Consider the following 26,034-nt stretch of genomic DNA (forward strand, 5'->3'; position numbering starts at 1 on the left):
ATGCCTGCGGCTACAGCGGGGTGGACCGAGATCTCGCTCCTTTCGGTACCGGAATCCGCGCAGTACACGGTGCTGCGCGAGGTGCTCGTACCCTTTCTCGACAGCGCCGTTGGTGATGGCCTTGCCACGCGTGCGCTCTATCTCCGTGAATCCGAAGGCCGCGCCACCACCAGATTGGTTGCGCAGCTGGATGTTTCACCGGACGCGGCGGCCGAGATCGAGGCGCGCGCACTCGCGTTGGCGCATCCCGGGGTAGCGGTCGCCCCGGCCGCGATCGTCCCGCTGGCAGACGGATCGGTCTTCGGCGGGAACGAGCTGCCCGAGATAACCCGCGGCTTCCTGGCGGACGTACGGCCGACGGTGACGGATGTGCTGCGGCTCGGCGCGGACCGGCGCGACGATCTGGTCACCGCCGCACTCGATCTCATGGTCGCGCATCTGCCCGCGGTCGCGAATTCGCATGGGCCGGGCGGAGTTCCGCTCAGCTACCTCAGCTTCCGCTCGCATGCGGAGGCCTTCATCGCGACGAGCAGGAATCCCGATGGCCTCCGTGCAACGCTCGATGACCGATACCGCCAGTCGCACAGCGAGATCGAACAGCGGGTGCTCGAGATCTTCGGACAGCTGGACGGATCCGTATCGCCGCTGGCCGCGGCCTGGAGCGCCCGCGTGCGCGCCGCGAAGCCGGATATCATCGCCCGGCTCGAGGCCGGATCCGTTGTGGTGCATACCGAATACGCACAGGCGCATCGGCGGGAGCGAACGGACTTCGCCGGCAACGCATTCCACCGGGTGGTCGGCGCATCGGACGGATTGCAGGACTACCTGAGCAACGACCCCCGCTTCCTCGCGGCCCGGATCCTCACCAGCCTGCTGTATTTGAGCCTGCACACCGTCGGCTTGACGCTGGTGGAGCGGTATTACCTGTGCTACGTGGTCAGCCGCGCCTGCGAGGCCATATATCGAGTCGATGGCGTCTCGCTCGTCTCCCGGATGACGACCAGCGATTAGCGCCGATACCTATCCCGGAAGGTTCACATGCCGTCAGATCAGCCCGTTCGCGTCGCGTTGAGCGGCGTATCGTCGACGGCGCTCTGGACACTCCGAAACCGCGCGGCGGCGTCGATGAGCGCGAACTCACCGTTCCACGACTACTGGGCGGAGAAACTGTATCGGTCCATCGATTTTCCGTTCGAGGAATTCGGCGCCGTGAGCGAATCGCATGCGGTGCGCGCCCAGGTCTTCGACGCGGCACTGCTGAAATTGCTGCGGCAGGACCGGAAAACGACGGTGGTCGCGCTGGGCGAGGGTTTGCAGACGACGTTCTGGCGTCTCGGATCGCCGGATGTGCAATGGCTGTCGGTCGACCTTCCCGAGGTGATCGAGATACGGCGGCAACTGCTTCCGGCGGATGGCCATATCACCGACGCGGCCATGTCCGCCCTCGACAGATCCTGGTTCGATTATGTCGAGGGCACCAACGTGATAATCACGGCCGAAGGACTCCTCATGTATTTGGCACCCGACGAGGTCACCGGGCTGCTCGCCGATCTGGCGACCAGATTTCCCGGCGGAAATCTCATCTTCGATACCGTGCCGCCGTGGTTCGTCGAGCTCAGCGCCAAGGGTGTGCCGATCGCCCGCAATGCATCGCACCCGATGCCCGCATACACCTTCGGTTGCGGTCCGCAGGACGCGTTCGCGATGGTGGGCCGGGTGCCGGGGCTCGCACGCCTCGAGGAGCTCACCCCCGAAGGGCCACAGCGTCTTTCGGCTTCCAAGATCATGGTCGATGTGCTGCGGCACGTACCCTTCCTGCGCAACAACGGCTATTTCACCGGGCGTTTCACGTTCACCGACTGAGCATTCAAAGATGCTACGCGGCACTATTTTTCGTTTCCTGCCGGTCCATCTACCGTCTTGCGCGCTCTGGATTCGGCGGGTAATCGCCGCATCCTCGTGTTCCGCTCAGTGAACCATGTTGGGGCGCTGGTTGTTCCACGCCCTACCATCGGACTGGCCGACCGCCCGTACCACCCGACAGGCACGGCGTGGTGATCGAGGTTGAACCGCGGTGAGCGTGGAAATCGCCTGCCGTACCGACCGTTTCGGTCCCGTCAACGGGACGAAACGGTCATGATTACTCAGAGCACGCAAGGCCGCGTGCCCGGCGCGTACGGATCGCGACCTCTCGCATGCCGCGGGCAACGCAGCCCTCGAAGCGACGACCAGCACGGAAACATGTTGGCCCAGTAGGGCTTTGACAGTCCAGAGGCGGCCAGGCATCCTGGGCGGAAGCCGGGCAGGCGGCATGATTCGGTTTGACCAAGGGGGTCAAGTATGACGAAGATCTCTACACTACTGGCGCAGGTCGATTCCGGCACGTTGGTCCTGCCAGAATTTCAGCGCGGATTCGTTTGGACTCGCGATCAGGTAAAGAGCCTTTTCCGATCGCTTTATCTGAACTATCCGGTAGGGGGTGTTCTGCTCTGGGAAGCAGATGTTTCGGTGACTCCCATCCGTAAACAAGTAGATCAGGGCGTGCGCCTACTTCTTCTCGATGGCCAACAGCGTATCACATCTCTCTACAGTGTGCTGCGCGGACATCCGCCGGAGTTCTTCGACGGTGATCCGGAAATGTTCAATCGATTATGCTTCGATGTCGCCGCCGAGGAATTCCGGTTCATCGCGCCGCGGCACAATTTGGACAAAAATCTGTTCAGCGTGAGCGAGGTCATCGAGCGGGGAGTCGGCGACCACCTGGAGCGACTGGAATGCAACCGCGAGCAGCTGACGCTGTACGTCAATCGATTGAATCGGCTGGCGCAGATACAGGAACGCGACATGCCGGAACAGCGAATCACCGACGAGCACAAGACGCTCGATGCCGTTGTGGAAATTTTCAACAAGGTGAATTCGTCGGGGACCAGACTGTCCAAGGCCGATCTCTCGCTGGCGCGGATATGTTCGCGACTGCCTCAGGCGCGGCAGGATATTCGCCGGGAAACGAAACGCTGGGCCTCGATGGGCTACAAGTTCAGCACCGATTGGTTCCTGCGCAATGTTACGGCGGTCGCCGCGGGCCGCGTCGATTTCGCCTCGCTGGAAAATATCCGGCCGGACCGGTTCGCCGATGCGTTGAACGATACTCCCGGCTATATCGACTACTTTCTTCGCATTCTGGCGGACCAACTCGGCCTCGACCACGACCGGATATTGCCGGGGCGAACCAGCATGCCGCTGATGTCCGCATTTCTGCACCAGCTCGGCGGCAGTTTTCCGAATGCCGCCGAACGCGACAAGGCGCTCTACTGGTTCATGGTCGCCGCGATAAGTGGGCGACATCGCTCCTCCACCGAAACCACCCTCAACCAGGACATCGCCACCCTGGAGCGCGACGGGATCGACCGGCTGCTGACCTCGCTGATGGGCGAGAACGAAACCTACGTGCTCACCCCGTCGGATTTCGATGAATCGAATATCAACGCGCGAACCCTGCCGCTCACCTATCTGCTCGCGGCGCGCAGCGAAGGAACGCCGATCGACACCCCGGCCGAGCACGCCGATCTGGTGATACGCCCGATATTTCCGCGATCCACACTCCGCGTCATCGGCTTCCCGGCCCGATATATCAACGCGGTGGCGAATTACGTGTGGATCGACCGAGAGTGTCCGTGGGACAACTCCGCCGACAGTATCGAGGCGAATTTGGAGTATCTAGCGGAAATGTCGCCCGGCGCGATTTCCCGGCAGTGCATCCCGGAGGATCGGCGACTGTGGCGCGTCGAGCACTATCCGGAATTCCTCGAACAGCGCCGGAAACTGCTCGCGGGCGCGTCGCAAAAGGTGTTGGAAGGACTGCGGCCCTGACTACACCTGCAGCACTTCCCTACCCAGATAGCCGAGCAGCCGCCGATGCGCCGGTTCCTCGGCGGCCACCAGGACCTCCGGGCCGAAGGCGCCCATCTTCCGGAAACGGTCGATGCCGCCCAGCGCCCGCATGCTATCGAGCACCTGCGCGCAGAGTTCCTCGTCCACCAGGTCGGTGCGGTCGATGGCGACGGCGATATCGACGCCGTGCACCAGCACCTCGGTGAGATGGATGCGGGCGGCGGCCGATCCGGGAAGCGCGGCGAAGGACAGCTGCACCGTCGCGTCGAGCGCGTCCGGCCGATGCCATGCCGCGCGGTCCACCTCGGCGGCCGCGGCGTACGCGCCCTGCGAATCCCCACCGAGCCAATCGGATTCGTGATCCGCACCGGTGTTCATCCCGCTCACCCCGGCGGCGAAGACATGCATGTTGCGCACAATGTGATTGAGCACGGCCCGCACGTCCCACTCCGCGCACAGGGTGGGCGCGGACAGGTGGTCGTTGTCGACGGCGGCGACGATCGCCGCGGTCGAATCGATGGCACGGTCGATCTGTTCGATCACATTGTCCATGTGTCTTCCTTCGGTCGAGCGGGGATTGCTGCATTGGAACACATCGGGCCGACAGATTGGGCCACTTGGGAATTGCCTGTTCAACTACCCCAAATATGTTGTCCAAGTAGCGTTTTGACGCTACAATCGCTTGCCGCGTGGACAATTACCAATCCATCTCGCTACAGTCTTCCCCGCCCCAGATGCGAAGACAACGGTCACTTCGAACTCGGTTGCGCCACAACTTCATTGCGCCCGGGCGATGGCGGCTCCCCGAACGGATCCGGCGAGGCGCCCGCCCACCCCGCCGAATCGCCGCGAAATTCACCCCAGCACAGGGAAATTCGACCGGAACACGCCCCGCGGGTCACGCGCCCGCTTGATCTCACGCAACCTGGCCAGCGTCACGTCATCGAACGCGGCGGTGGCCGACTCCTCCGAGCTGAGGAAGGTCAGCGGCTTCTTCCCACTGATATGCGCGCCGATCGCGCCGACGAGCTCCGCCCGCCGAGCGGTTACCGCGTCGGCCAGATGCGGCAGCCCCAGCCCGAGCACATACAACAGATACTGCTCGTCGATCGGACCACGCGCACCGGCCTCGGGACGGGTGGCCAACGCACCGCCGAGATGCCGGATCTGAATATTCACCAGCGGCGCGACCGGCTCGTCCAACAGCGTTTTCAACACCGCGTCACCGAGGTCGACGAGCAGTTCCGTCCGGCCGAGCGCGGGAGCGGGATCGGTCGGCTCGGCGGTGATCGCACCGATGTCGGCGGTGCTCATGATGCCGCGCTTGTCGACGACCGCCCCACCGATCCGGTCCAGTTCGGGCAGCAGCGCCTGGCCGTCCGCATCCGCGCCGAGATAGGCGATATCGAGTGCGACCATGGGCGGCGCATCCGGGAACTGCAAGCGGTGGAACCAGATCGACAGCTCGTCCGGCGCGTCCTCGGTGATCTCCCGGAACGACTCGAACACCGCCCTGGTCCGATCACCGGGCCACACGATTCGGCCGCCATACATCGAAGACGCTGGGAACAAATCGAATTCGAGTGCGGTGAGCACCGCGAAATCGCCGCCACCACCGCGCAGCGCCCAGAACAGGTCCGGATCGGAATCCGCGGTGACCCGCGCCGCCGCGCCGTCGGCATCGACGATTTCGAAGGCGCGCACCGCATCCGACGCCCAGCCGTACTTGCGGCTGAACCAGCTCATCCCGCCGCCAAGCGTGTACCCGGTGACGCCGACCGCCGGATTGCTGCCCGCCAACCCGGTGAGCCCGTGTGCGGCCGCCGCGACCTGCACCTCACCCCACCGCGCCCCGGCTCCGACGCGCGCGACCCGCCGCTCGGCGTCGATCTCGACACCGTCGAGGCCGCCGGTGCGCAACAGGATCGCATCGTCCGCACCGCCCGCCGCCCCGTGCCCGGTCGGCTGCGCGAGGACGGGAACTCCGGCCCGCCGCGCGTAATTCACCACGGCCGCAACGTCTTCCGCATTGTCGGCGAGCACGACCGCGGATACCGGCTGATCGACCGTCAAAAGCCACGGCCGGGCCGCGGCGGCGAATCCCTCGTCGCCCGGCAGCAGTACCCGGCCGGGTAGCACCGCCCGTAGGTCTTCGAATGTCATTGCTATGTCCTGATTCTCGATGGAAAACATGTTCTCTTCCATGACGAGGCAGGACGAGCAAAGGTAACCGCCCGCTGACGTGACATCGGTCACCCGTCATCTCCCCTGAACACCGCGACCCCGCGCGCGAGCACCCATAGGCTGGTTCCCATGCCAGACGCCACCGAGGAACTGCGTGAGGTGCTGCGCCGCAGCCCGTTCCGGCACCGCCTGCGCACCGTGCTACACCGCTGGTACGCCGGCTACGACGCGCCGGCCATGCCCCGGGAATACCAGGGCGAGTTGGTGACCGACGATTTCACCATCGTTCGTCCCCCGCAGTTCCCGGTGCGCACCGTCACCGGCCGCGCGGCCTACCTCGACAGCCTGACCACCGCGTACATCGGTCAACGCAACGCACACCACCTGCGCGGGCTCGAACTCGCACCGGATATGTCGCACGCGACCGTCACCCACGATTTCGAGACCATCGGCCCACAGCTGACCGGAACGATCCGGATGCGCTACGAAATCGATCTGGTTCAGGATCCGGCCGAACGACTCCCCCGCTTCCACCGGCTCACCGAGACGATCCTCGGCACCGACGACACGCCGTTCGTCGACGGGTACGGCGAAAACCGCGTCCGCTCCTTCGTCCACTACTGGTTGTCGCTGCTCGAGGAACCCGCCGCGTCCGCGGCGCCGCTGCGCGAGCTGATCGCGGACGAGCTCACACCGCGCCTCGACGAGATCGCCACGCGCACAACGGCGGAACTCGGCGCCCACCATCCGGCCGACCTGCGGATCGACCTCGCGGATCCGGAAAACTACCGCGTCACCATGGATTTCGAGTGGGTGGGCATCGATGCGAGCGACCGGCCGAGCACCGCGCGCACCCGGCACGACTGGACGCTGCGGGAATCCGGCGAGCGCTATCCGCGGCTGCACCGGTACGAGGCCGAGGTGATCGAACCGTCCACCCCGATCCCGGCCGAGGACGCACTGGCCCGCGCGCTGCGGAACTAACCCGTTCCGGCGGGGTGATCGGAGTCGGCCCCGTTCTCCGATTCGCGCCGGGCGACCCCGTGTTCGGTGCCCTCGTCGGCCTCCTGATCCGGCTCGGGATGCTCCGGCTCGAAGGTCGCGGGCAGCTTCTTGATATGCCGGTTCATCGACCGGATCAGCAGTACGGTGCCCGCGAGCAGGATCAGGATGATCACCAGCGCGATCGGCGATGCCTTGCCGAACTCCGGGCCGGTCGGGTTGGCGGGCGTCTGCGCCAGCACCACCATGATCATTTGATGTCGTCCTCTATGCCGGCGAAGAGGTCGGTCTCCGGGAGGGACGTCTCGACCCGGGATTTGGCGAGCTCGAATTCCTCGGTGGGCCACAGCCGCTGCTGCATCTCCATCGGAATCGCGAAGAACACGCCGTTCGGGTCGATTTGGGTGGCGTGCGCGCGCAGGGCGTCGTCACGCTGCGGGAAGTACTTGGCGCATTCGATCCGGGTGGTCACCCGGCTCATCCCGTCCGGGCGCCCTGAGCGGAACTGGCGCATCCGGTCCAGCCACTCCTGCAGCGGGTACGGCTCGCCGATCCGCTCGTACTCGGCGGCGAAGGTGTCGAGCCTGGCCAGCGTGAACCCGTGGTCGTAGTAGAGCTTCAGCGGCGTCCACGGCTCGCCGGCGTCGGGGAAGCGGGTGGGATCGCCCGCCGCCTCGAATGCCGCCATCGACACCTCGTGGCACCTGATGTGGTCCGGGTGCGGATAGCCGCCGTTCTCGTCGTAGGTGGTGATCACATGCGGCTTGAACTCGCGCACGACGCGGACCAGCGCCTCGGTGGCCTCCTCCAGCGGAACCAGCGCGAAGCAGCCCTCGGGTAGTGGCGGCGGCGGATCCCCCTCCGGCAGACCGGAATCGACGAAGCCGAGCCAGTGCTGGCGCACCCCGAGCGCGCGGGCCGCCTCGGCCATCTCCTCACGCCGGATCTCCTGGATGCGCTCCAGCACGCCGGGCGTGTCCATGGCCGGGTTCAGGATGCTGCCGCGCTCGCCGCCGGTCAGCGTGACAATCAGGACCTCGTGTCCCTCGTCGGCATAACGGGCGGTGGTCGCGGCACCCTTACTGGATTCGTCGTCTGGGTGGGCATGCACCGCCATGAGGCGAAGGCCACTCACGTCTCGTTCACCATCGCTCTCGGTCGCGGGTGTCTGGTCTTCGTTCCCTATAGTTCCATTCGACCTGTTTTTGTTCCGACGTACCCCCCGGGAGCGAGCCGTCATGACCGAATCCGCCGGCGGTACCGATCTGCGCGCCGACCGGTACGGGATCAAACCCCGGGCGCGGCGCCGTTGGATTCCGCTGGTACTCGGCGTAATCGTGCTCCTGGGGGGTTTCGGCGTCGCCTATGCGTACTACCAGAACTTCGGTCCGTCGGATATCGATCCGGAACAGCTCGGCTACGTCGTCGACGACGATTCGACGATCACCGTCCACCTCAAGGTGACGCGCAAGAATCCGGAGCAGCCCGTCGTGTGCTGGGTGCGCGCGATGTCTCGCGACGGTTCGGAGGTTGGCAGGCGCGAGGTGCTGATCGAGCCGTCGAGCAGTGGCACGGTCGAACTGACCACCGTCGTGAAGGCCTCGGCGCGGCCGTCGGCGGGCAATATCTACGGCTGTTCCAGCCATGTCCCGGGCTACCTCCGGGCCGGGTGATTCGCACCTTTTGCCGTAGCGAACATCGGGAAAACAAACCCCGACCTGCATGTTTCCAATTCATGCTAAAATGGCGTCACACACGGTTCCGAAGTTCGGAGCCGTGTTTGCTGCATTGACGGCCAGCGCTGTCAGTTCCGGGAGTGCGCGTCAGCCCGGAGCACAGGCCTGTCGGGGTTCGACGAACTTCCCAGGATCGCTCTAGCCGTCGACTGGTGCGTGCCTGCGCTCCTGGTGGGTACTGCAGCGGTTATCAGGGAACCCGGCACTGCCGGGAACAACTACTAGGGAGTGATCGAGATGACTGAGACGCAAGTGACCTGGCTGACCCCGGAGTCGCACGACAGGCTCAAGAGCGAACTCGACGCGCTCATCGCCAATCGTCCGGTCATCGCCGCGGAAATCAACGAGCGCCGGGAAGAGGGCGACCTCAAGGAGAACGGCGGCTACCACGCCGCGCGCGAGGAGCAGGGCCAGCAGGAGGCGCGCATTCGCCAGCTGCAGGAACTGCTGAACAACGCGAAGGTCGGCGTCGCCCCGACCAAGTCCGGTGTCGCACTCCCCGGCTCCGTCGTGAAGGTCTACTACGACGGCGACGAATCCGATACCGAAACCTTCCTCATCGCCACCCGCGAAGAGGGCCTGAGCGACTCCAAGCTGGAGACCTACTCGCCCGCCTCGCCGCTCGGTGGCGCGCTCATCGATGCCAAGGTCGGCGAGACCCGCGAATACACCCTGCCCAGCGGTAAGACCATGAAGGTCACGCTGATCAGCGCCGAGCCCTACCACAGCTGATCCCCGCGGCCGAGCGCTTCTCCTCGGCCGGCAACTCCCCGGACGATACGAGCGGCCGCGCCCAATACCCAGGTGCGGCCGCTTCGTCATGTTCTCAGCCCAGCGCCTGCTCGATATCGGCGAGCAGATCGGACCCGTCCTCGATGCCGACCGAGAGGCGCACCAGATCCACCGGCACCTCCAGCTGCGAACCCGCGGTGGACGCATGCGTCATCGCGGCCGGATGCTCGATCAGCGATTCGATGCCGCCGAGCGATTCGGCCAGCGTGAAAATCCTGGTGCGCGAGCAGAAGTCGTGCGCGGCGTCGCGGCCGCCGTGCAGGCGCACCGAGATCATCCCGCCGTAGCGACGCATCTGCTTATCCGCGAGCAGGTGCCCGGGATGTTCCGGCAGGCCCGGGTAGATCACCTGGCTGATCTTCGGATGACTGCTCAGGAATTCGGCCAGCTTCTCGGCGTTGTCGCAGTGCCGTTCCATGCGCAGGGCCAGGGTCTTCGCGCCGCGCATGGTCAGGTAGGCGTCGAACGGTCCCGGCACCGCGCCCGCGCCGTTCTGCAGGAAGGCGAATGCGGCGTCCAGATCCTTGTCGTTGGTGATCAGCGCGCCGCCGACCACATCGGAATGCCCGCCGAGGTATTTGGTGGTCGAGTGGACGACGATATCGGCGCCGAGCAGCAGCGGCTGCTGCAGGTAGGGGGTGGCGAAGGTGTTGTCGACCACCAGCTTCGCACCGCCCGCGTGCGCGATCTCGGCGAGCGCCGGAATGTCACCGATGCTGAGCAGCGGGTTGGTCGGGGTCTCGATCCAGATCAGCTTGGTGTTCGGGCGGATCGCGGCGCGCACCTCGTCGGTGTTGAAGATGTGCGCGGGCGAATGTTCGATGCCCCACTGGCTGAACACCTTGTCGATCAGCCGGAAGGTGCCGCCGTACGCGTCGTCCGGGATGACGATGTGATCGCCGGGGCGCAGGATGGCGCGCAGCGCACAGTCGGTGGCGGCCATACCGGATGCGAAAGCCCTTCCGTAGCTGCCCGATTCGAGCGCCGCGAGGTTCGCCTCCAGCGCCGCCCTCGTCGGGTTTCCGGTCCTGGCGTACTCGAATCCGCCGCGCAGCCCGCCGACTCCGTCCTGGGCGAATGTCGAGCTCGCGTAGATGGGCACGTTCACGGCGCCGGTCTGCGGATCGGGATCGAATCCGGCGTGCACGGCCCGTGTGGAGAATCCCAGCTCACTCATGTGCCCAGCGTAGTTGTAAGCCACTTCTGGGCAACCGGTCACCCGGCTGTGATTGATCCCAGCATTCGCCAGGGCCGCGGGAGAACCCCGAATAGGCTGGGCCCATGGTGACTGTGGAAGAACTGTTCGCGATCGATTCCCTGCTGTCCGACGACGAACGCGAGATCCGTGACACCGTCGCGGCCTTCGCGGCGCAGCGGTTGCGCCCGCATATCGCGGAGTGGTTCGAGGCGGGCACCTTCCCGGCCCGTGAACTCGCGCCCGAACTCGGCAGGCTCGGCCTGCTCGGCATGCACCTGGACGGTTACGGATGCGCCGGAATGTCGGCGACCATGTACGGCCTGGCCTGCCAGGAGCTCGAGGCGGTCGATTCCGGTGTGCGCAGCATGGTTTCGGTGCAGGGTTCGCTGGCCATGACCGCGATCCACAAATTCGGTTCCGAGGAGCAGAAGCAGCGGTGGCTGCCGGAGATGGCGGCCGGGCGGGCGATCGGCTGTTTCGGGCTGACCGAGCCGGATTTCGGTTCCAACCCGGGCGGCATGCGGACCAGGGCCAAGCGCGACGGTGCCGACTGGGTGCTCAACGGATCGAAGATGTGGATCACCAACGGGTCGGTGGCCGATGTCGCGGTGGTGTGGGCGCAGACCGAGGACGAGGGCAAACAGGTGATCCGCGGCTTCCTGGTGCCCGCGGGCACGCCCGGCTTCGCCGCCCGCGAGATGCATCACAAGCTGTCGCTGCGCGCCTCCATCACGGCGGAGCTGGACCTGGACGACGTCCGGCTGCCCGCCGATGCCGTGCTGCCCGAATCGCGCGGGCTCAACGCCCCGCTGTCCTGCCTGAGCGAGGCGCGGTTCGGCATCATCTTCGGCGCGCTCGGCGCGGCCCGCGACTGCCTGGCCGCCACCATCGAATACGCCCGCACCCGTGAGGTTTTCGACAAGCCGCTGGCGGCCTACCAGCTGACCCAGGCCAAGCTGGCCGATATGGCGCTGGAATTCGGCAAGGGTCAGCTGCTGGCGGTGCATCTGGGCCGGTTGAAGGACGCGCACCGGATCCGGCCGGAGCAGGTGAGCGCGGGCAAGCTGAACAGCACCAGGGAGGCCATCGCGATCGCCAGGGAATGCCGCACCATCCTGGGCGCGAACGGCATCACGCTGGACTATCCGGTGCTGCGGCACGCGAACAACCTCGAGTCGGTGCTCACCTACGAGGGCACCGCGGAGGTGCATCAACTGGTGCTCGGAAAGGCGCTCACCGATGCGAACGCCTTCCGCTGACCGGTAATTTGCCAAGAGGTGCCCGACTGGGCGCGATTAGCGGTGGCGGGGTCGGCTAAACGTCACAGTTTCATAAATTCTGTGCGATTGCTAGCATGGGCGGATGTTTTTGCTCGGCCCCGCGTTGCTCGAAGTGTCGGCGCATCGCATTTTGACCCGCCTGCACCGCACGCACGGGGTGCCCGCGCTGGCCGCCGCCGCGCAAATGCCCGCACTGCTCGCCCGGCTCGACCAGCACGCCGCCGCGGTGCGCGACATCCTCGACGTCGGCGTTCCGGATTCGGCGAAGGTTCCGGCGGGCGTGCTGCTGGCCGGTTACGTCCGCGGCCTGCTCGACGAGGCCCGCACCGGCACCGGAATGGGCCGCGCGCCAAGCGATCTCGACGAGTGGGCGGAGGCCGACTGGTTGCAGTTGCGGCTGGCGGGCGTCTGCCTGCACGCCGCCCGGCAGGCCGCCTGATATCGAAAAAGCGCCCGCCGCACCGTAATTCGCGGTGCGGCGGGCATTTTACGTATTACCTTGGCGCTCAGCGCCTTTCCTGCGGGTTACCGTACTGCTGATACCCGCCCTGCGCATACTGCTGGCCCTGGCCGTACTGCCCGCCCTGCGCGAAACCGCTGCTGGTCATCGGCTCCTGCCACTGCTGGCCGCGGGTCGCCTGCTGATCCATCCACAGCTGCTCGCGCGCGACATCCTCGCGGCCCCGCCGATACGCCTCGGCGTGCCCCTTCACCTCGGGCATCTCCTGCTCCAAGCCGCTCAGCCAGCTCTCCCAGCGCTGCTGCATCGGGCTGATCATGCCGCCGCCGATGCCGACGATCAGGATGCCGCCGATCGTCGCGAGCACCGTGATCAGGATCGGCATGGTCACCGAGGTCGCGACACCGACCTGGTTCAGCGCGGCGACGATGCCGACGCCCCAGATGAACACCGAGGCGATCCGCCCGAGCATCGCACCGTAGGACAGGCCGCCGAGCATATTGGTGACCATCTCGCGCACCGCGTGCGCGATGGCGCCCGCGATCACCACGACGACGATCGCGACCGCGGCCCGCGGCAGCCAGGCGACGATGCCGTTGAGCATCGAACTCACCGGGTTCGGCCCGAAGACGCCGAAGCCGAGCTGCAGCGCGATCAGCAGAATCGCGTAGTACGCCAGCTTCGCCAGCAGATCGGAGGCGTCGTACCGGCTGCGCGAGAGCAGCTGCCGTATCCCGCCCCGCTCCACCAACCGGTCGAAGCCGACCCGGTCGAGCACTCGGCGCACGACGGCCGCGACCACCCTGGCGATGATCCAACCGGCGAGCATGATGACCAGGAATCCGGCCAGCTTGGGGACGAACGTGGCCACCGAGCTCCACGCGTCCGACATCCCCCGCTGGAAATCGATAGCCAAACTGGAGGTGTGCATATCCCTTCCCTTCGCTATCCGATTACGCCATGGCATTTGCCGAGGCGAGCTCACGGAACCGTTCGCGGAGCGATATTGCTCATGGTTCGCTCATAAGCTCACTCACTCGGCGGTTATACCCCTATGCAAGCACTTATATGACAAAGTTGCGCAGCATTTGCCAAATTGCTGATAGTGCTCGGAAGCGAATGCGGGACGGTCAGCCGAGAATGCGGTAGCCGGTGGTCAGTCCGCGCGGGCGCGCGACCGTCAGCTCGTCCTCGGCGTAGCCGAAGGGCGGCCAGTGGTATCCGCGGGGCCAGGTTTTCTCGGAGCCGGCCAGGATCAGATCGCACAGTTCGGTGACGGCGCGCCGGGCGGGCCAGATGTGCTCGCGGTCCGGCGCGATGACGGCGTCCGCCGCGGCGGCGCGAATGTGCTCGATCAGCAGCAGCGTCGGGGCGAGCTCGGTGTCGTCGACGATGAGCAGCGCGGGCAGTTCGTAGCCCCACCGCTGCGCGAGCCATTCGACGATGCGCTCGTCCCGTCGCCGGTGCCTGCCCGAAATGTCTTGGCGCAGAATGCCGATTGCTGTTGGTGTTCCGGCCGTCCGCTCGGCGGGCGATACTGGCGCTGGTGGCACGCAGTCAAGGTTCGTCGTCATCGCGGCCGAGTGCGATGGCGTGCGGCGGGGAAAATACTGGGCAAATGGTGGTCGGACCGGTCCAGCGCAACCGGCGAGCATCTATTCTGGCGATGGGTCCAGAAGAGAGGCCCGCACTCGTGACCGAGCGCGGCGAGCGAATCATAGGCATAGCGCAACCGGTCACGGCGCGGCCGAGCCCAGCGAGGACGCGACGTGACCGAGCGCAGCGAGGGCACCAATAGGCGCAGCACCAGCGGTCACGGCGCGGCCGAGCCCAGCGAGGACGCGTCGTGACCGGTCGGAATGAGCTGCTCATCGAGGCTAGATCGCGAGTGGAGTCGCCCGGATCGCCGGGCCGTCCGATGACTCGCCGAGAATTGGCCGACGCCGTCAACGACCACGTTTTCCGGGTGACCAACAAACCTGGTGCCGTCGACGAGCGGCATGTCGGCAAATGGGAGCGAGGCGAGACGACGTGGCCGAGGAAGCACTATCGCGCCGCATTGCGTGCGGTCCTGAATGTCGCGACGGATGCCGAGCTGGGCTTCGTCCGGCACCGGCAGTCCACGGATGACGAGGACGTGAACCGCAAACAATTCATCCAGGGTGCGCTCGTGATCGGTACGGGCGCAGCGCTTTCCAACGCGGCCCCGACCGAGGCCGAGTTGATCGAAACCCTGGGCGGGCCCACGACGCACTTCCGCAGGATGGAGTCCTCGGTGGCGTCGGACCGGCTGGCGCCCGCGGTGGAGGCGCACCTGAATCTGGTGGCGGGTGTGGTCCGCGATCGGCTGCGCACCTCCAACGGCTTCCGCACCCTATCCGAAATCGCCGGTCTGGCAGCGTGGTTGGCGGCCGACCGGGGCGATGACGCGATGGCGCGCCGCCACTACATCGAGGCCATCCGCTACGCCGAGCGCACCCATCATCCGCTGCTGGTCTCCTATATGACCGCCAGCCTCGGTCACTACGCGGTGGAAACCGGTGACGGGCGCGCCGGGCTGACGCTATTGCACAGGGCCGCAGCACAACTCGGCGCCGATGCGCCGGACAGCGCGAGCGCGTGGTTGGCCTCGCTGCTCGCCGTCGCCCACGCGTCCACCGGGGATCGCAACGGCGCGCTGGCCGCGCTGCAGCGGGCCGAGCGACTCGCGGAACGCCAGCACGGCGAACCGCAGTGGCCGTGGGTATTCGCCTTCGACGGGACGAAAGCCGCACGGTATCAAGCCAGTACGCTCGCCAGGCTCGGCGACCATCGGGCCGCGAAGGTCGCGTTCGCCGCCGCGGCGCCCGCCCTGCTCGCCGAGAAACCGCGGGCGCTGGTCCAGGTGGAGCACGCCTATGTGCTGGCACGCAGCGGCGATATCGAGGCGGGCTGCGCGCTGGCCGCACAGTCGCTGACCATCGGCCTCGCCTTCCACAGCGAGCGAATCACCAGGCTGGCCAGGGATTTCCGGGCCAGCCTGCCCGGTAAGACCGCGGAGGCACGTCCGCTGGACGAGGCGCTGGCGACGCTGTACCGGCCCGACGAACCGTGAGCTCCGCGGTGACCATCGATATGGTTTCCGCCCGCGGATCGGCGGCACGGCCGTGACGCGCGTCGCCATCACCGGGCATAGAGGTCTGCCCGCGGACACCACCGCGCTGGTCGACCGCATGCTGCGCGGTGCGGTGCTGCGGCGGGCCGCCGACCTCGTCGGCGTGAGTTGTCTTGCGGACGGCCCGGATTCGCTGTTCGCCAGGGCGGTGCTCGACTACGGCGGCAGGCTGATCGCGGTGGTGCCCGCCCGGACCTACCGCGCCGCCCTACCCGTCGAGCATCATCGGGTATACGACGAATTACTCTCGGCGGCAATAAAAGTCATCGAGCTGGACCGCGACGAGTCGAATGCCGAGGCGCACCTGGCCGCCGGTCTGCGGATGCTCGACGAGGCCGATGAGCTGCTCGCGGTCTGGGACGGCGCACCGGCGCGCGGTGTCGGCGGCACGGCCGACGTGGTCGCCGCGGCCCGGCGGCGCGGGCTGCCCGTCACCGTGATCTGGCCCGGCGGCGCGACCCGCGACTGATTGGGCCTGTCTCATAAGTCACGGTGGATGCATTCGGGGTTCAGATCGTCGCCTGGCAAGGCGGAGGAGGAGCCGATACCGGGGTTGTATCGGCGACGACGACAACGCGGCCAGGCGGCGATCTGGACCCCGAAGGCGCCGCCAGGGACTTATGAGATAGGCCCTTAGTGCGCGACGAGTTCGCGCGGGCGCTCCCGGACCGCGCGCCGATCGCTCAGATAGCGGAACAGCCGCAGCAGCACCGGCAGCGCGAACACCATGAGCAGCAGCCGCAGACTCTGCACGCTGGTGATCAGCGGCAGGTTCGCGTTCATCGATTCGGCGGTCGCGAGTACGGCATTGATACCGCCCGGCGTGGTGGCCAGGTAGATATCGGACAGCTCCAGATCGACGAACAGCGCGACGGTGAAGGCCAGCGCGGCCACCGCGCCGGAGAGCGCGACGATGGTCAGCGTCATCCCCGGGATCATCCGTGCCATCTCGATGACGACACCCCTGGTGAACCGGGTGCCGACCTCGAATCCGATGATGACGAACAGCAGATCCTTCAGCAGGTTGGTCGGGGCGTAGCCGTGGGTGACGCCGAGCGCGGTCAGCAGCGCGGTGATCAGCATCGGTCCGATCAGCGCCGGGCTGGGCATATTGAGCCGACGGCCGAGCCAGATGCCCGCCACGCACAGCATCACCGCGATCGATAGACCCGCCACCTGGTCGCCGCGGCCGAAGAGCATCCAGTGCGGCAGATCGGGATTGGTGACCGATGCGGTGACCGATCGGGCGTTCGCGGCGAGACCATCGCCGTGCGAGAGCATCGATGCCAGCGCGGGCGCACTCAGCGCGACCATGGCCACGCGCAGGTACTGCATGAAGGCGACCCGCCGCGGGTCGGCGTCCATTTCGTCGGCGCAGGCCACCACCGCGGCGGAGCCGCCCGCGAGCAGGCCGAGGGTCGCGGTCGGCAGGTCGACGCCGCTCACCCGCGCGAAAACCCAAGCGACGAGCACACTTACCACCAGGGTCGCCAAGGTGACGGCCAAAACCGGGAAGACCGCCAGACCGATCGATGACAGCAGCGAGATCTCCAGGTAGCTGCCCATCAGCACGCCGAGCATCGCCTGAGCCCCCACCGAAATCTGCCGAGGCATCGGCGCGGGCAGCCGCCCGGACAGCGCGAGCACGGCGCCGACCACCATGGCCAGGATCATCTGCGGGGCCGGAAAGTGCACCCGGTCGAGCAATTCCGCGGCGGCGAGCACGCCGATCAGGAGTGCCATCCAGCCGAATATTTGCCACCGGTTCATGCTTACAAAGCTTTGCAGAGTTCAGTGAACATCCCGTAACGAGGTCGTTATCTCAGCTAACAGTAGGTGTGATTCTGCGCATTTTCCGGCCTGAGGGCGACAAACGGTGCGCGCGAGTGCGGCCTTACACACCGACAGCTAATTCCACATGGAAGGTGTTGTAGTGGTAGCCAGATTCATCTAGGACCGCATTAGTGTCAATTGTTTTCAGCGCTGGTACTGCCCGGCAAACTATGCGCGGACGGCAATATCGGATTGTTTCCGGTTCAGCCGCCGATGCCGGGACCCGGCGTCGGGACAACGTCGCGCGCGGTGATTTCCGTTGCGCAGCAATCACATTCGAGTCGCACACGCGCCTCGCCAGAGCAATCGCGATGGGCGTAGTGCACCGGCGGGCCATCCGGAGCCATATATCTGTCGCCCCAGTCCTTGATGGCCATCAGCACGGGGTAGATGTCGTGCCCCTTGCGCGTGAGCCGGTATTCCTCGTACGCGCCACCATCGATCCGCCGTTTCTCCAGGATGCCGTGCTCGACCAGCCGATCGAGCCGGTCCTGCAGGCGGCCGCGGGAAATGCCGAGCGCGGTCTGGAAGCCGTTGAACCGGCGCACACCCGCGAAAGCGAATTTCAAAATCAGCAGCGTCCAACGGTCACCGAAGATCACCAGCGGCCGGGTGATCGAGCACGGAAAGTCGGCGAGTTCCGCGTAGCGCATCCGGTCATCCTATGCCCGAAACCGGCATCGGCGTGTGGCGAACCGGACCCCTGTCGTTCATGGTCGGCGAATGACAGATATCTGTTAGTGCCCACGCGGCAAAACATCTGAGGCGGTACGCATTTCGTGCCTATATTGCGTTGATGGGGACGATGATCCATCGAGTGGCGACCGGTCTCGGCATCGCGGTTCTGCTGACGGGCTGCCAATCGGCGGATCACGCATCCGTATCGCCGAGCCCGACCACCGTCGCGAGCCACCCGGTCGACACCACCCCGGTCGGCGCGACCTGGAATGTGCCGAAAGCCTTTCTGGGCCAATGGAAGGGCGATGCCGTGAACGGTCCGGCCATCACCATGTCCATCGGCGCGGGCAAGAACTCCGAGGAGATCGCGACGACATCGACCGTCGACAGGCAGTCCGGCAATCGCTGCGAGCACGCCCAGCGGGTCATCCTGGTCACCGAAACCGAACTCACCTTCTCGGCCCGTCTACTCGGCGGCGCCGGCTGCGCCGCGGACGGCGCGACGACAATCGTCGACCTGCGCCCCGACGGCGCACTCGACTACACCGCACCGGCCGGACCGACCGGAACGATCACCGCGGTCCTGCGCCGGACCCCCTGAGTCACACCAATCAGCTTCTCGCACAGGCTATTACCTGCGCGGGAGTGGCGATTCAGGTGAGGTGGTCGAAATCGCCTCGCACCCAAGCGATGTGGCGATCGGCCGAGCGGCGGACGGCGGCGCGGGCATCGGTATCGATGGTCATGCCGAAGTTGTCGTAGAGGCGGTCGAATTCGAATTCCTCCACCGATTTCGTGATGCGGTCGACCACCGCGGCCGACAGCGGGATCCGGTTCGGATAACTGCGCAGGAAGCTGACCGTCACGCGGTCCGGATTGGCCTTGATGGTGTCGGCGCTGAACAGCACGCCGCGCCCGCCCGCCCCGGCACTCCAGTGCACGACCGCGCTGCCGGGAAAATGACCACCCACCTGACGCAGGATCACACCGGGCAGCAGATCGACCTGTCCGGACCACGGCCGGATCACCGGATCGGGCCGCGCGACCCACTCCATATCCGGCGCGGCCACCAGCACCGGAACGCCGCCGAGCGCATGACTCCACGCCACCTGCACGCCGTACATATGCGGATGACTCGCCACGATGGCGACGGCATCGCCGAGCTCGCGCACCCGGCGCACCGCCTCGTCATCGACGTAGGCGGTCGGATCCCACAGCAGATTTCCTTCGGGTGTGCGCACCAGCAGGGCCTGCTGCCCGATGCCGATATTCGGCGCGGTCGTCAACCCGAACAGATCGGGCTCCAACTCCCGCACCTCGACCCGATGTTCGGTGGCGGCCAGCTCCGCCAACGTGGTCCACTGCTGCCCCTCGGCGGGCACCCACTGCCGCTCATCCGCACAGATCCGGCAGACCTCCGCCGCCGCGTCGTGCTCCACCCCACAGGTCGTGCAGATCTTCCACATGGCTCCCCGCTTCCTCGTACACCCAAGACCCGTTCTACGCCTGAATGCCTTTGCTGGACAAGGCGCTTGCCGGTAGCCGAATTCGAGAGGCGTGACAGTTGACCTGAACCATACTCGAGGTTGCAGGATGGCGGGCATGACATCCGCAACCGCCGAACTGGACGCCATCCACGCCGTTGTCGCCGCCGTCGACAGGGCACAGCGCGCCGAGGACGCCGACGCGTTCATCGAACTGTTTCACCCCGACGCCATATGGACCACCGGCGCGGGCAAATTCCTCGACGGGCGAGACGAGATCGCCGCGTTCACCCGCACCGTCCTCCCTGGTGCGACGAAGGACGGCTACGCCACCTATGAGCCGTTCCTGGTGCGCTTCATCCGCACCGACGTGGCCGTTGTCAAAGTGCGCCAACGTTATTGGAGCAACGACGGCGAACTCCAATCGGAAGGATCCCCGCTGTACGGCATGACCAAGGAAAACGGCCGCTGGCTACTCACCTTCTGCCAGAACACCCCGGTCGCGGATCACTGATCCGGCTAGCCGATGGAGCCCGTGCTCAGGAAGCCGAGCAGATCGTGCCTGGTGATCACGCCGACCGGCTTGCCGTCCTCGACGACCATCAGCGCGTCGGTATCCGACAGCGCCTTGGTCGCGGCGGAAATCGGCTCGCCGGCGCCGATCAGCGGGAACGACGGGCTCATATGCTGGGCGACCGAATCCGTCAGGTGTGCGCGCCCCTCGAATACGGCCGAAAGCAGGTCGCGCTCGGAGACGCTGCCCGCGACCTCACCGGCCATCACCGGCGGTTCGGCGCCGACCACCGGCATCTGCGAAACGCCGTACTCGCGCAGGATTTCGATGGCGTCGCGCAGCGTCTCCTGCGGATGGGTGTGCACCAGATCCGGCAGCGCGCCCGACTTACCGCGCAGCACGTCACCGACCAGCGGTTCGGCGATGCTGCCGTCGAGGCGGGTGCGCAGGAAGCCGTACGAGCTCATCCACTGGTCGTTGAAGATCTTGGACAGGTAGCCGCGGCCGCTGTCCGGCAGCAGCACCACGATCACCGCGTCCGGCTCGCGCCGCGCCACCTCGATGGCCGCGACGACGGCCATCCCGCACGAACCGCCGACCAGCAGGCCCTCCTCGCGGGCCAGGCGGCGGGTCATATCGAAGGAATCGGCATCGGAGACCGCGATGATCTCGTCCGGGATCGACGGATCGTAGGCGGACGGCCAGAAATCCTCGCCGACACCCTCGACCAGGTAGGGGCGGCCGGTGCCGCCGGAGTACACCGAACCCTCCGGATCCGCGCCGATGATCTTCACCTTGCCGCCGGAAACCTCCTTGAGGTAGCGGCCGGTGCCGGTGATGGTGCCACCGGTGCCGACGCCCGCGACGAAATGGGTGACCTTGCCCTCGGTATCGCGCCAGATCTCCGGGCCGGTGGTCTCGTAATGCGAATCCGGGCCGTTCGGGTTCGAGTACTGGTCCGGCTTCCACGCGCCGGGAATCTCGCGGACCAGTCGATCCGAGACGCTGTAGTAGCTGTCCGGGTGGTCCGGCGGCACGGCGGTCGGGCAGACGACGACCTCGGCGCCGTACGCGCGCAGCACGTTGCGCTTGTCCTCGGAAACCTTGTCGGGGCAGACGAATACGCATTTGTAGCCGCGCCGCTGAGCGACGAGCGCCAGCCCCACACCGGTATTGCCGGAGGTGGGTTCGACGATGGTGCCGCCGGGCCGCAGCTGCCCGGATTTCTCGGCCGCGTCGACCATCTTCACCGCGATCCGGTCCTTGGACGACCCGCCCGGGTTCAGGTATTCGATCTTGGCCGCCACCAGCCCGGCCTCGGGCTCCACCACCGAATTCAACCGAACCAGGGGCGTATTACCGACAAGGTCGACGACGTGATCCGCGATGCGCATGCCCCCATCGTTGCAGAAGATATCGATGTGAGTTGGCGCACGCCACACCATCCCCTGCTATCGATCGCCGACAAACCTCGACACGCCGCTTAGGATCACCGGACATGAGGCTGCCGAATCTGGTTTGCGCCGCCACTGTCCTGGCCGGATCCGCGGTCGCCGCCGCGGTCGGCTCCGGGGCCGATGCCGCAGCGGCGACCGTCCAATTGCCCCAGGTCCCGACCCTCGCGCACGGTGGACTGTGCTGGACCACCATTCGCACCTGGGCCGACACCAGCCCCGCGTGGCCCGGCCGCGCCATCATCAACGTCCGCGCGGATCCGGTTTCCGGAATCGGGCCCGGCGACTATCCACTCGCGCCCCTCTGCGAGATTCCCACCAGGGTCTCCTGGCGCAACACCAGTACCGGCGCGACGGGCGTCTACGAAAACGACGTCGTCACCGGCATTTACGGCAGCCTCCAGTACGCGTTGTTCCAGGACACCGGTCCCGGGCACGTCGAACTCACCGTCACGACGGACGCGCCGAGCATCCCGGCGAACGGTTCCATCGAGGTACCCGGCCCGCCGCCCGCACCCCCTGCCCCGCGATAGGGGTGACCGAGTTCATAGTCCGGCCGCTCCGGTTGGTCCGCGCCGAGTAGCGGCACGCCGCAGCGGTTTTCCGTAAAATTCCTGGCCATGGGTGCACCTCGCATTGGTTGGCGCACGGCTGCGGTGACGAGTGCCGCGACCGTGCTCGCCGGATCCGGCGCAGGCACCGGTGCGTGGGCCGCCTATCGACTGCTCATGTCACAAGCCGGTGTCGCACGCGGCGTTATCGGACAGGACACGTCGAAACCACCGGAGGCCGACGGTATTTATACGGCGGGCTGCCTCGCCCCGCAGCGGTGGCGGATCGGCCTGCACGCCGATCTGCACATGATGATCTTCGGCGATTCGACTGCGGCGGGCGTCGGCTGCCTGACCGCCGAGGAGGTGCCGGGCGTGCGCCTGGCGCGCGGGCTCGCCGAGGCCACCGGGCAGCGAATTCGCTTGAGCACCAAGGCGATTTCCGGTGCCACGTCGAAGGGACTGTCCGGGCAGGTCGACGCGATGTTCGTCGCGGGCCCGCCGCCGGATGTGGCGGTGATCCTGATCGGCGCAAACGACATCACCAAGAAGCATTCCGTCCTGCAATCGGCGCGCCGGTTGCGCAGCGCGGTCGCACGACTGCGCCAGGCAGGCGCGGTGGTGGTCGTCGGCACCTGCCCGGATCTCGGTACCGTCACCGCGATTCCGCAGCCGCTGCGCACGGTGGTGCACAGCTGGAGCGTGCGGCTGGCCAGGGCGCAGACCGCGGCGACGCTCGCGGCGGGCGGACAGCCGGTGAAGATGGGGCGCCTCATCGGCCGCGAATTCCTGGCCGAACCCGATCGGCTCTTCGCCGCCGACGGCTTCCACCCGTCCGCCGCCGGCTACGAGCTCGCGGCGGCGCATCTGCTCCCGGTGCTGGTCGGCGCGCTCGCACAGTGGGATTCGCGGGCCGCCGCTGTTCCGTCGCAGCCTGCCGCGACGTAGATTCGATGGTGAGTTCAATACCCACGAGTAACTAGCATTCGCGAGTTACGGCGGCCCGCACCCGCGCGGCCACCCACCGTCGACAAAGGAGTCCTCATGCCAGAGGCCGTCATCGTTTCGACCGCGCGTTCCCCGATCGGCCGTGCCGCAAAAGGTTCCCTGGTGAGCATTCGGCCCGACGATCTCACGGTGCAGATGGTGCGCGCCGCGCTGGACAAGGTGCCCGCCCTCGACCCCACCCAGATCGATGACCTGATCCTCGGCTGCGGTTCGCCCGCGGGCGAATCCGGCTTCAATATCGGCCGCGTGGTCGCGGTCCAGTTGGGTTACGACTTCGTGCCCGGCACCACCGTGCACCGCTACTGCGCCTCCTCGCTGCAGTCCACCAGGATGGCGTTCCACGCGATCAAGGCGGGCGAGGGCGACGTATTCATCTCGGCCGGTGTGGAAACCGTGTCCCGCTACCAGTTCGGCAGCGCCGACAGCTGGCCCAACACCAAGAACCCGCTGTTCGCCGACGCCGAGGCGCGCACCGCGACCGCGGCGCAGGGCGGCGGCCCGCAGTGGCACGACCCGCGCGAGGACGGGATCGTTCCCGATATCTACATCGCCATGGGCCAGACCGCCGAGAACGTCGCCCAGTTCACCGGCATCAGCCGCAAGGAACAGGACGAGTGGGGTGTGCGCTCGCAGAACCGCGCCGAGGAGGCGATCAAGGCCGGCTTCTTCGAGCGCGAGATCACCCCGGTGACGCTGCCCGACGGCACCGTCGTCTCGACCGACGACGGCCCGCGCCCCGGCACCACCTACGAGAAGGTCGCGCAGCTCAAGCCGGTGTTCCGGCCCGACGGCACGGTCACCGCGGGCAATGCGTGTCCGCTGAACGACGGCGCCGCCGCGCTCGTCATCATGAGCGACACCAAGGCCAAGGAACTCGGCCTCACCCCGCTGGCCCGCATCATCTCCACCGGCGTCTCCGGGCTGTCCCCGGAGATCATGGGTCTCGGCCCGATCGAGGCGTCGCGGCGCGCGCTCGCGTTGGCGGGCAAGACGATCGACGATATCGACCTCTACGAGATCAACGAGGCCTTCGCGGTGCAGGTGCTCGGCTCGGCCCGTGAGCTGAAGATGGATCTGGACAAGCTGAACGTCTCGGGCGGCGCCATCGCGCTCGGCCACCCGTTCGGCATGACCGGCGCCCGCATCACCACCACCCTGATCAACAACCTGCAGACCCACGACAAGCAGTTCGGTCTGGAGACCATGTGCGTCGGCGGCGGCCAGGGCATGGCGATGGTCATCGAGCGGCTCAGCTGAGTCGTTCCGAGTCGCGTTGGCGGCACCATGGCCGCCAACGCATTTCGGCCCCGGTCAACCGAAATCCTCGGCAGTACTGAACTTTTGGTTATACGTCGGCGCGGTTGAGCATCCGGAACACGAATCCGGCCGCGGCCGCGCCCAGTAGCTCGACGATCAGGTACAGCAGCGTCGACGGGCCGAAGATCCCCATCGCCATACCGCCCAGAAGTACCGCGGGATTGAAAGCGGCCCCAGAGATTCCGCCGACGGCAATCGCGCCCGCGGCCACGGTGAAGCCGATGGCCAGCCCGTAGAACGAGTTGTTCGGGTGGGCGGCGCTGGTGGCCACATTCAGCACGACGTAGGCGAGGGCGAAGGTGAACAGGAGCTCGGCGACCAACGCGTCGGCCAGCTGTCCACCCGACGGGCTCAGCGAATGACTTTGCGCGGCACCGATGATCATGCGGACGACGGCCGCCGCGACCAGCCCGGCCACCACCTGCACGATCCAATAGCCAACTGCCACAAGGGGTCCGATCCGGCCGCGAACCAGGGCCGCCAGGGTCACCGCCGGGTTGTAGTGTGCGCCGGAGATGTGACCGCCCGCGTAGACCATCACCATCAGCACCGCGCCGATCGCCAACGGCGCCAACGAATTCCCGCTGTGCACCGCCGATCCGACGGTGAAGACGAGAAAGAACGTTCCGATCCCTTCGACGATCAGCTTGCGCGCCGTATCCCGATCGAGTGCGTCGATGGCCTTACGCGGAGCCGTCGAGGTCGAGGTAGTCATTGTTCGGTCTCCAATTTCCAACTGTTCTTCCGGAGCTGGGCGCCGGATTCGGTCCGGCGGTGCCTACGCGCAGTTCCCATTCGCGCCGGGACGCGGCGACGCCGTCGTGCCTGCGCAGCCGGGCGTCCGGATCGAGGCAGATCTCCTCGCAGTAGTCCGAAACGTCGCGGGTGAGGTTCGGCAGGGTATGCCCGCACACCCAGAACGCCCCGGAGGCGGTGTCGTACGCGATCGGGAATCGGCAAGTGCCCACCTGAGAATCGAGCGGTCGATCATTCATATGCTGACTCCTCGTTTCCCCGCCCGACCGGACCGCCGAGCGAGCTCCGGGCCGAAACACAACGAATCCCGATGCCGCATAACCGAATCAGCCAGGCATGCGGAATTCCAACCAGCCCGATAGGGGCAGGTAACACGTCGCGATGAACGCCCCGCCGGATGGGCGACCGTGTCCGCCATCATCACTGATCCATCCACCGATAATGATCCGCGCACAGGTTCGGCCGCGTAGGTCGATGAACCCCTGCTGCCATTTGAAACGTATTGCCCGCCAGCTCGGTTCAACCTGGGATCGGGCCGCGAAGGCGCAGTGACCGCCGACCGCGCATGACGCGTCCACAGCCTTCGGCCAGCATCTCGATGCGCAGGCACTTCACCGAAAATCGCTACAGCAGTGAACTTTTCGCTACCATCATGCCCGCAGAACAGTGGCCGTCACCCGGATGGCGTTACCACGCTGGAGAATTCGATCCGCTCGGCAATCGAAGCGGTCCGACGGTCGAA

28 protein-coding genes are annotated in these 26,034 nt (G+C 66.5%); 15 read left to right on the plus strand and 13 right to left on the minus strand.

The window, feature by feature from the left end; genetic code table 11:
- From F5544_RS39090 to F5544_RS39100, 3 genes are all read left to right on the plus strand, one after another.
- Positions 1–1,011, plus strand: a complete 1,011-nt coding sequence (locus F5544_RS39090) for a lantibiotic dehydratase C-terminal domain-containing protein (protein ID WP_167477808.1) — start codon at positions 1–3, stop codon at positions 1,009–1,011.
- Positions 1,012–1,038: 27 nt separating this feature from the next.
- Entirely contained in the window at positions 1,039–1,863 is an 825-nt protein-coding gene (locus F5544_RS39095) for a class I SAM-dependent methyltransferase (RefSeq protein ID WP_275106995.1), read from the plus strand.
- 477 nt (positions 1,864–2,340) lie between these two features.
- Entirely contained in the window at positions 2,341–3,870 is a 1,530-nt protein-coding gene (locus F5544_RS39100; RefSeq protein WP_167477810.1) for a GmrSD restriction endonuclease domain-containing protein, read from the plus strand.
- On the opposite strand, the gene F5544_RS39105 is transcribed toward F5544_RS39100, so the two are convergent.
- Both F5544_RS39105 and F5544_RS39110 read right to left on the minus strand, forming a co-directional pair.
- Positions 3,871–4,443 (minus strand): TIGR03086 family metal-binding protein, encoded by a 573-nt coding sequence (locus tag F5544_RS39105; protein WP_167477811.1) that lies wholly within the window; start codon positions 4,441–4,443, stop codon positions 3,871–3,873.
- A gap of 303 nt (positions 4,444–4,746) precedes the next feature.
- Positions 4,747–6,054 (minus strand): FAD-binding oxidoreductase, encoded by a 1,308-nt coding sequence (locus tag F5544_RS39110; protein WP_167477812.1) that lies wholly within the window; start codon positions 6,052–6,054, stop codon positions 4,747–4,749.
- 150 nt (positions 6,055–6,204) lie between these two features.
- On the opposite strand from F5544_RS39110, the gene F5544_RS39115 reads away from it, so the two are divergent.
- On the plus strand, positions 6,205–7,059 hold the full coding sequence (locus F5544_RS39115) for a hypothetical protein (protein WP_167477813.1): 855 nt from the start codon (positions 6,205–6,207) through the stop codon (positions 7,057–7,059).
- On the opposite strand, the gene F5544_RS39120 is transcribed toward F5544_RS39115, so the two are convergent.
- Both F5544_RS39120 and mca read right to left on the minus strand, forming a co-directional pair.
- Positions 7,056–7,331: a hypothetical protein gene (locus tag F5544_RS39120; protein WP_167477814.1), complete on the minus strand. Its 276-nt coding sequence runs from the start codon at positions 7,329–7,331 to the stop codon at positions 7,056–7,058. The genes F5544_RS39115 and F5544_RS39120 overlap by 4 nt on opposite strands.
- Positions 7,328–8,212 carry a mycothiol conjugate amidase Mca gene (gene mca / locus F5544_RS39125; protein WP_238846892.1) on the minus strand — a complete coding sequence of 295 codons (885 nt, stop codon included), beginning with the start codon at positions 8,210–8,212 and terminating at the stop codon, positions 7,328–7,330. The genes F5544_RS39120 and mca overlap by 4 nt, the downstream gene beginning before the upstream one ends.
- A gap of 103 nt (positions 8,213–8,315) precedes the next feature.
- Here mca and F5544_RS39130 point away from each other — a divergent pair, with 103 nt between their 5' ends.
- Both F5544_RS39130 and greA read left to right on the plus strand, forming a co-directional pair.
- The gene (locus F5544_RS39130; RefSeq protein ID WP_167477815.1) at positions 8,316–8,750 is read left to right on the plus strand and encodes a DUF4307 domain-containing protein; all 435 of its coding nucleotides are present in this window, start codon (positions 8,316–8,318) and stop codon (positions 8,748–8,750) included.
- A gap of 300 nt (positions 8,751–9,050) precedes the next feature.
- Positions 9,051–9,545, plus strand: a complete 495-nt coding sequence (gene greA / locus F5544_RS39135) for a transcription elongation factor GreA (protein ID WP_167477816.1) — start codon at positions 9,051–9,053, stop codon at positions 9,543–9,545.
- A 94-nt stretch (positions 9,546–9,639) separates the two neighbouring features.
- On the opposite strand, the gene F5544_RS39140 is transcribed toward greA, so the two are convergent.
- Positions 9,640–10,782, minus strand: coding sequence for a cystathionine gamma-synthase (locus tag F5544_RS39140; RefSeq protein ID WP_167477817.1), 1,143 nt, complete (start codon positions 10,780–10,782; stop codon positions 9,640–9,642).
- A 104-nt stretch (positions 10,783–10,886) separates the two neighbouring features.
- Between F5544_RS39140 and F5544_RS39145 the strand changes: the two genes are divergently transcribed.
- Entirely contained in the window at positions 10,887–12,062 is a 1,176-nt protein-coding gene (locus F5544_RS39145) for an acyl-CoA dehydrogenase family protein (RefSeq protein WP_167477818.1), read from the plus strand.
- 103 nt (positions 12,063–12,165) lie between these two features.
- Positions 12,166–12,522 carry a DUF6401 family natural product biosynthesis protein gene (locus F5544_RS39150; protein ID WP_167477819.1) on the plus strand — a complete coding sequence of 119 codons (357 nt, stop codon included), beginning with the start codon at positions 12,166–12,168 and terminating at the stop codon, positions 12,520–12,522.
- A gap of 67 nt (positions 12,523–12,589) precedes the next feature.
- On the opposite strand, the gene F5544_RS39155 is transcribed toward F5544_RS39150, so the two are convergent.
- Positions 12,590–13,474, minus strand: coding sequence for a mechanosensitive ion channel family protein (locus F5544_RS39155; RefSeq protein WP_167477820.1), 885 nt, complete (start codon positions 13,472–13,474; stop codon positions 12,590–12,592).
- Between the two features lie 199 nt (positions 13,475–13,673).
- On the minus strand, positions 13,674–14,096 hold the full coding sequence (locus F5544_RS39160) for a hypothetical protein (RefSeq protein WP_167477821.1): 423 nt from the start codon (positions 14,094–14,096) through the stop codon (positions 13,674–13,676).
- Positions 14,097–14,389: 293 nt separating this feature from the next.
- Here F5544_RS39160 and F5544_RS39165 point away from each other — a divergent pair, with 293 nt between their 5' ends.
- Both F5544_RS39165 and F5544_RS39170 read left to right on the plus strand, forming a co-directional pair.
- A complete protein-coding gene (locus F5544_RS39165; protein ID WP_203217447.1) occupies positions 14,390–15,637 on the plus strand; it encodes a hypothetical protein in 1,248 nt (415 codons plus the stop codon).
- A 52-nt stretch (positions 15,638–15,689) separates the two neighbouring features.
- The gene (locus F5544_RS39170; protein WP_167477822.1) at positions 15,690–16,166 is read left to right on the plus strand and encodes a hypothetical protein; all 477 of its coding nucleotides are present in this window, start codon (positions 15,690–15,692) and stop codon (positions 16,164–16,166) included.
- Positions 16,167–16,330: 164 nt separating this feature from the next.
- On the opposite strand, the gene F5544_RS39175 is transcribed toward F5544_RS39170, so the two are convergent.
- Entirely contained in the window at positions 16,331–17,440 is a 1,110-nt protein-coding gene (locus F5544_RS39175) for an AbrB family transcriptional regulator (RefSeq protein ID WP_238846893.1), read from the minus strand.
- Positions 17,441–17,733: 293 nt separating this feature from the next.
- Entirely contained in the window at positions 17,734–18,183 is a 450-nt protein-coding gene (locus tag F5544_RS39180; RefSeq protein ID WP_167477824.1) for a winged helix-turn-helix transcriptional regulator, read from the minus strand.
- Between the two features lie 143 nt (positions 18,184–18,326).
- Here F5544_RS39180 and F5544_RS39185 point away from each other — a divergent pair, with 143 nt between their 5' ends.
- On the plus strand, positions 18,327–18,809 hold the full coding sequence (locus tag F5544_RS39185; RefSeq protein WP_167477825.1) for a hypothetical protein: 483 nt from the start codon (positions 18,327–18,329) through the stop codon (positions 18,807–18,809).
- A gap of 52 nt (positions 18,810–18,861) precedes the next feature.
- On the opposite strand, the gene F5544_RS39190 is transcribed toward F5544_RS39185, so the two are convergent.
- Positions 18,862–19,674 carry an MBL fold metallo-hydrolase gene (locus F5544_RS39190; RefSeq protein WP_167477826.1) on the minus strand — a complete coding sequence of 271 codons (813 nt, stop codon included), beginning with the start codon at positions 19,672–19,674 and terminating at the stop codon, positions 18,862–18,864.
- A gap of 136 nt (positions 19,675–19,810) precedes the next feature.
- Here F5544_RS39190 and F5544_RS39195 point away from each other — a divergent pair, with 136 nt between their 5' ends.
- Complete coding sequence (locus F5544_RS39195) at positions 19,811–20,206, plus strand: SgcJ/EcaC family oxidoreductase (protein ID WP_203217448.1); 396 nt, start codon at positions 19,811–19,813, stop codon at positions 20,204–20,206.
- Between the two features lie 5 nt (positions 20,207–20,211).
- Here F5544_RS39195 and F5544_RS39200 read toward each other — a convergent pair whose 3' ends face one another.
- A complete protein-coding gene (locus F5544_RS39200) occupies positions 20,212–21,600 on the minus strand; it encodes a cystathionine beta-synthase (RefSeq protein WP_167477828.1) in 1,389 nt (462 codons plus the stop codon).
- A 104-nt stretch (positions 21,601–21,704) separates the two neighbouring features.
- Here F5544_RS39200 and F5544_RS39205 point away from each other — a divergent pair, with 104 nt between their 5' ends.
- The 3 genes from F5544_RS39205 (at position 21,705) to F5544_RS39215 (ending at position 24,476) form a co-directional block, all read left to right on the plus strand.
- Positions 21,705–22,193, plus strand: a complete 489-nt coding sequence (locus tag F5544_RS39205) for a hypothetical protein (protein ID WP_167477829.1) — start codon at positions 21,705–21,707, stop codon at positions 22,191–22,193.
- Positions 22,194–22,280: 87 nt separating this feature from the next.
- Complete coding sequence (locus F5544_RS39210) at positions 22,281–23,159, plus strand: SGNH/GDSL hydrolase family protein (RefSeq protein ID WP_167477830.1); 879 nt, start codon at positions 22,281–22,283, stop codon at positions 23,157–23,159.
- A 96-nt stretch (positions 23,160–23,255) separates the two neighbouring features.
- Positions 23,256–24,476, plus strand: a complete 1,221-nt coding sequence (locus F5544_RS39215; protein ID WP_167477831.1) for an acetyl-CoA C-acetyltransferase — start codon at positions 23,256–23,258, stop codon at positions 24,474–24,476.
- 88 nt (positions 24,477–24,564) lie between these two features.
- Here F5544_RS39215 and F5544_RS39220 read toward each other — a convergent pair whose 3' ends face one another.
- Both F5544_RS39220 and F5544_RS39225 read right to left on the minus strand, forming a co-directional pair.
- Entirely contained in the window at positions 24,565–25,251 is a 687-nt protein-coding gene (locus tag F5544_RS39220; RefSeq protein WP_167477832.1) for an aquaporin, read from the minus strand.
- A complete protein-coding gene (locus F5544_RS39225; RefSeq protein ID WP_167477833.1) occupies positions 25,220–25,531 on the minus strand; it encodes a hypothetical protein in 312 nt (103 codons plus the stop codon). The genes F5544_RS39220 and F5544_RS39225 overlap by 32 nt, the downstream gene beginning before the upstream one ends.
- Positions 25,532–26,034 lie beyond the last annotated feature (503 nt).

The sequence above is a fragment of the Nocardia arthritidis genome (assembly GCF_011801145.1).
Classification (GTDB): Bacteria; Actinomycetota; Actinomycetes; order Mycobacteriales; family Mycobacteriaceae; genus Nocardia; species Nocardia arthritidis_A.

Excerpts from the sequence above, each read along its gene's own strand:
- F5544_RS39115 (WP_167477813.1), top strand. The coding sequence starts at position 6,205 with ATGCCAGACGCCACCGAGGAACTGCGTGAGGTGCTGCGCCGCAGCCCG.
- F5544_RS39190 (WP_167477826.1), bottom strand. The coding sequence starts at position 19,674 with ATGTGGAAGATCTGCACGACCTGTGGGGTGGAGCACGACGCGGCGGCG.
- F5544_RS39200 (WP_167477828.1), bottom strand. The coding sequence starts at position 21,600 with ATGCGCATCGCGGATCACGTCGTCGACCTTGTCGGTAATACGCCCCTG.
- F5544_RS39205 (WP_167477829.1), top strand. The coding sequence starts at position 21,705 with ATGAGGCTGCCGAATCTGGTTTGCGCCGCCACTGTCCTGGCCGGATCC.
- greA (WP_167477816.1), top strand. The coding sequence starts at position 9,051 with ATGACTGAGACGCAAGTGACCTGGCTGACCCCGGAGTCGCACGACAGG.
- F5544_RS39145 (WP_167477818.1), top strand. The coding sequence starts at position 10,887 with ATGGTGACTGTGGAAGAACTGTTCGCGATCGATTCCCTGCTGTCCGAC.
- F5544_RS39120 (WP_167477814.1), bottom strand. The coding sequence starts at position 7,331 with ATGATCATGGTGGTGCTGGCGCAGACGCCCGCCAACCCGACCGGCCCG.
- F5544_RS39175 (WP_238846893.1), bottom strand. The coding sequence starts at position 17,440 with ATGGCACTCCTGATCGGCGTGCTCGCCGCCGCGGAATTGCTCGACCGG.
- F5544_RS39100 (WP_167477810.1), top strand. The coding sequence starts at position 2,341 with ATGACGAAGATCTCTACACTACTGGCGCAGGTCGATTCCGGCACGTTG.
- F5544_RS39195 (WP_203217448.1), top strand. The coding sequence starts at position 19,811 with ATGACATCCGCAACCGCCGAACTGGACGCCATCCACGCCGTTGTCGCC.
- F5544_RS39130 (WP_167477815.1), top strand. The coding sequence starts at position 8,316 with ATGACCGAATCCGCCGGCGGTACCGATCTGCGCGCCGACCGGTACGGG.
- F5544_RS39215 (WP_167477831.1), top strand. The coding sequence starts at position 23,256 with ATGCCAGAGGCCGTCATCGTTTCGACCGCGCGTTCCCCGATCGGCCGT.
- F5544_RS39110 (WP_167477812.1), bottom strand. The coding sequence starts at position 6,054 with ATGACATTCGAAGACCTACGGGCGGTGCTACCCGGCCGGGTACTGCTG.
- F5544_RS39210 (WP_167477830.1), top strand. The coding sequence starts at position 22,281 with ATGGGTGCACCTCGCATTGGTTGGCGCACGGCTGCGGTGACGAGTGCC.
- F5544_RS39095 (WP_275106995.1), top strand. The coding sequence starts at position 1,039 with ATGCCGTCAGATCAGCCCGTTCGCGTCGCGTTGAGCGGCGTATCGTCG.
- F5544_RS39105 (WP_167477811.1), bottom strand. The coding sequence starts at position 4,443 with ATGGACAATGTGATCGAACAGATCGACCGTGCCATCGATTCGACCGCG.
- F5544_RS39140 (WP_167477817.1), bottom strand. The coding sequence starts at position 10,782 with ATGAGTGAGCTGGGATTCTCCACACGGGCCGTGCACGCCGGATTCGAT.
- F5544_RS39090 (WP_167477808.1), top strand. The coding sequence starts at position 1 with ATGCCTGCGGCTACAGCGGGGTGGACCGAGATCTCGCTCCTTTCGGTA.
- F5544_RS39220 (WP_167477832.1), bottom strand. The coding sequence starts at position 25,251 with ATGACTACCTCGACCTCGACGGCTCCGCGTAAGGCCATCGACGCACTC.
- F5544_RS39150 (WP_167477819.1), top strand. The coding sequence starts at position 12,166 with ATGTTTTTGCTCGGCCCCGCGTTGCTCGAAGTGTCGGCGCATCGCATT.
- F5544_RS39155 (WP_167477820.1), bottom strand. The coding sequence starts at position 13,474 with ATGCACACCTCCAGTTTGGCTATCGATTTCCAGCGGGGGATGTCGGAC.
- F5544_RS39185 (WP_167477825.1), top strand. The coding sequence starts at position 18,327 with ATGGGGACGATGATCCATCGAGTGGCGACCGGTCTCGGCATCGCGGTT.
- F5544_RS39225 (WP_167477833.1), bottom strand. The coding sequence starts at position 25,531 with ATGAATGATCGACCGCTCGATTCTCAGGTGGGCACTTGCCGATTCCCG.
- F5544_RS39180 (WP_167477824.1), bottom strand. The coding sequence starts at position 18,183 with ATGCGCTACGCGGAACTCGCCGACTTTCCGTGCTCGATCACCCGGCCG.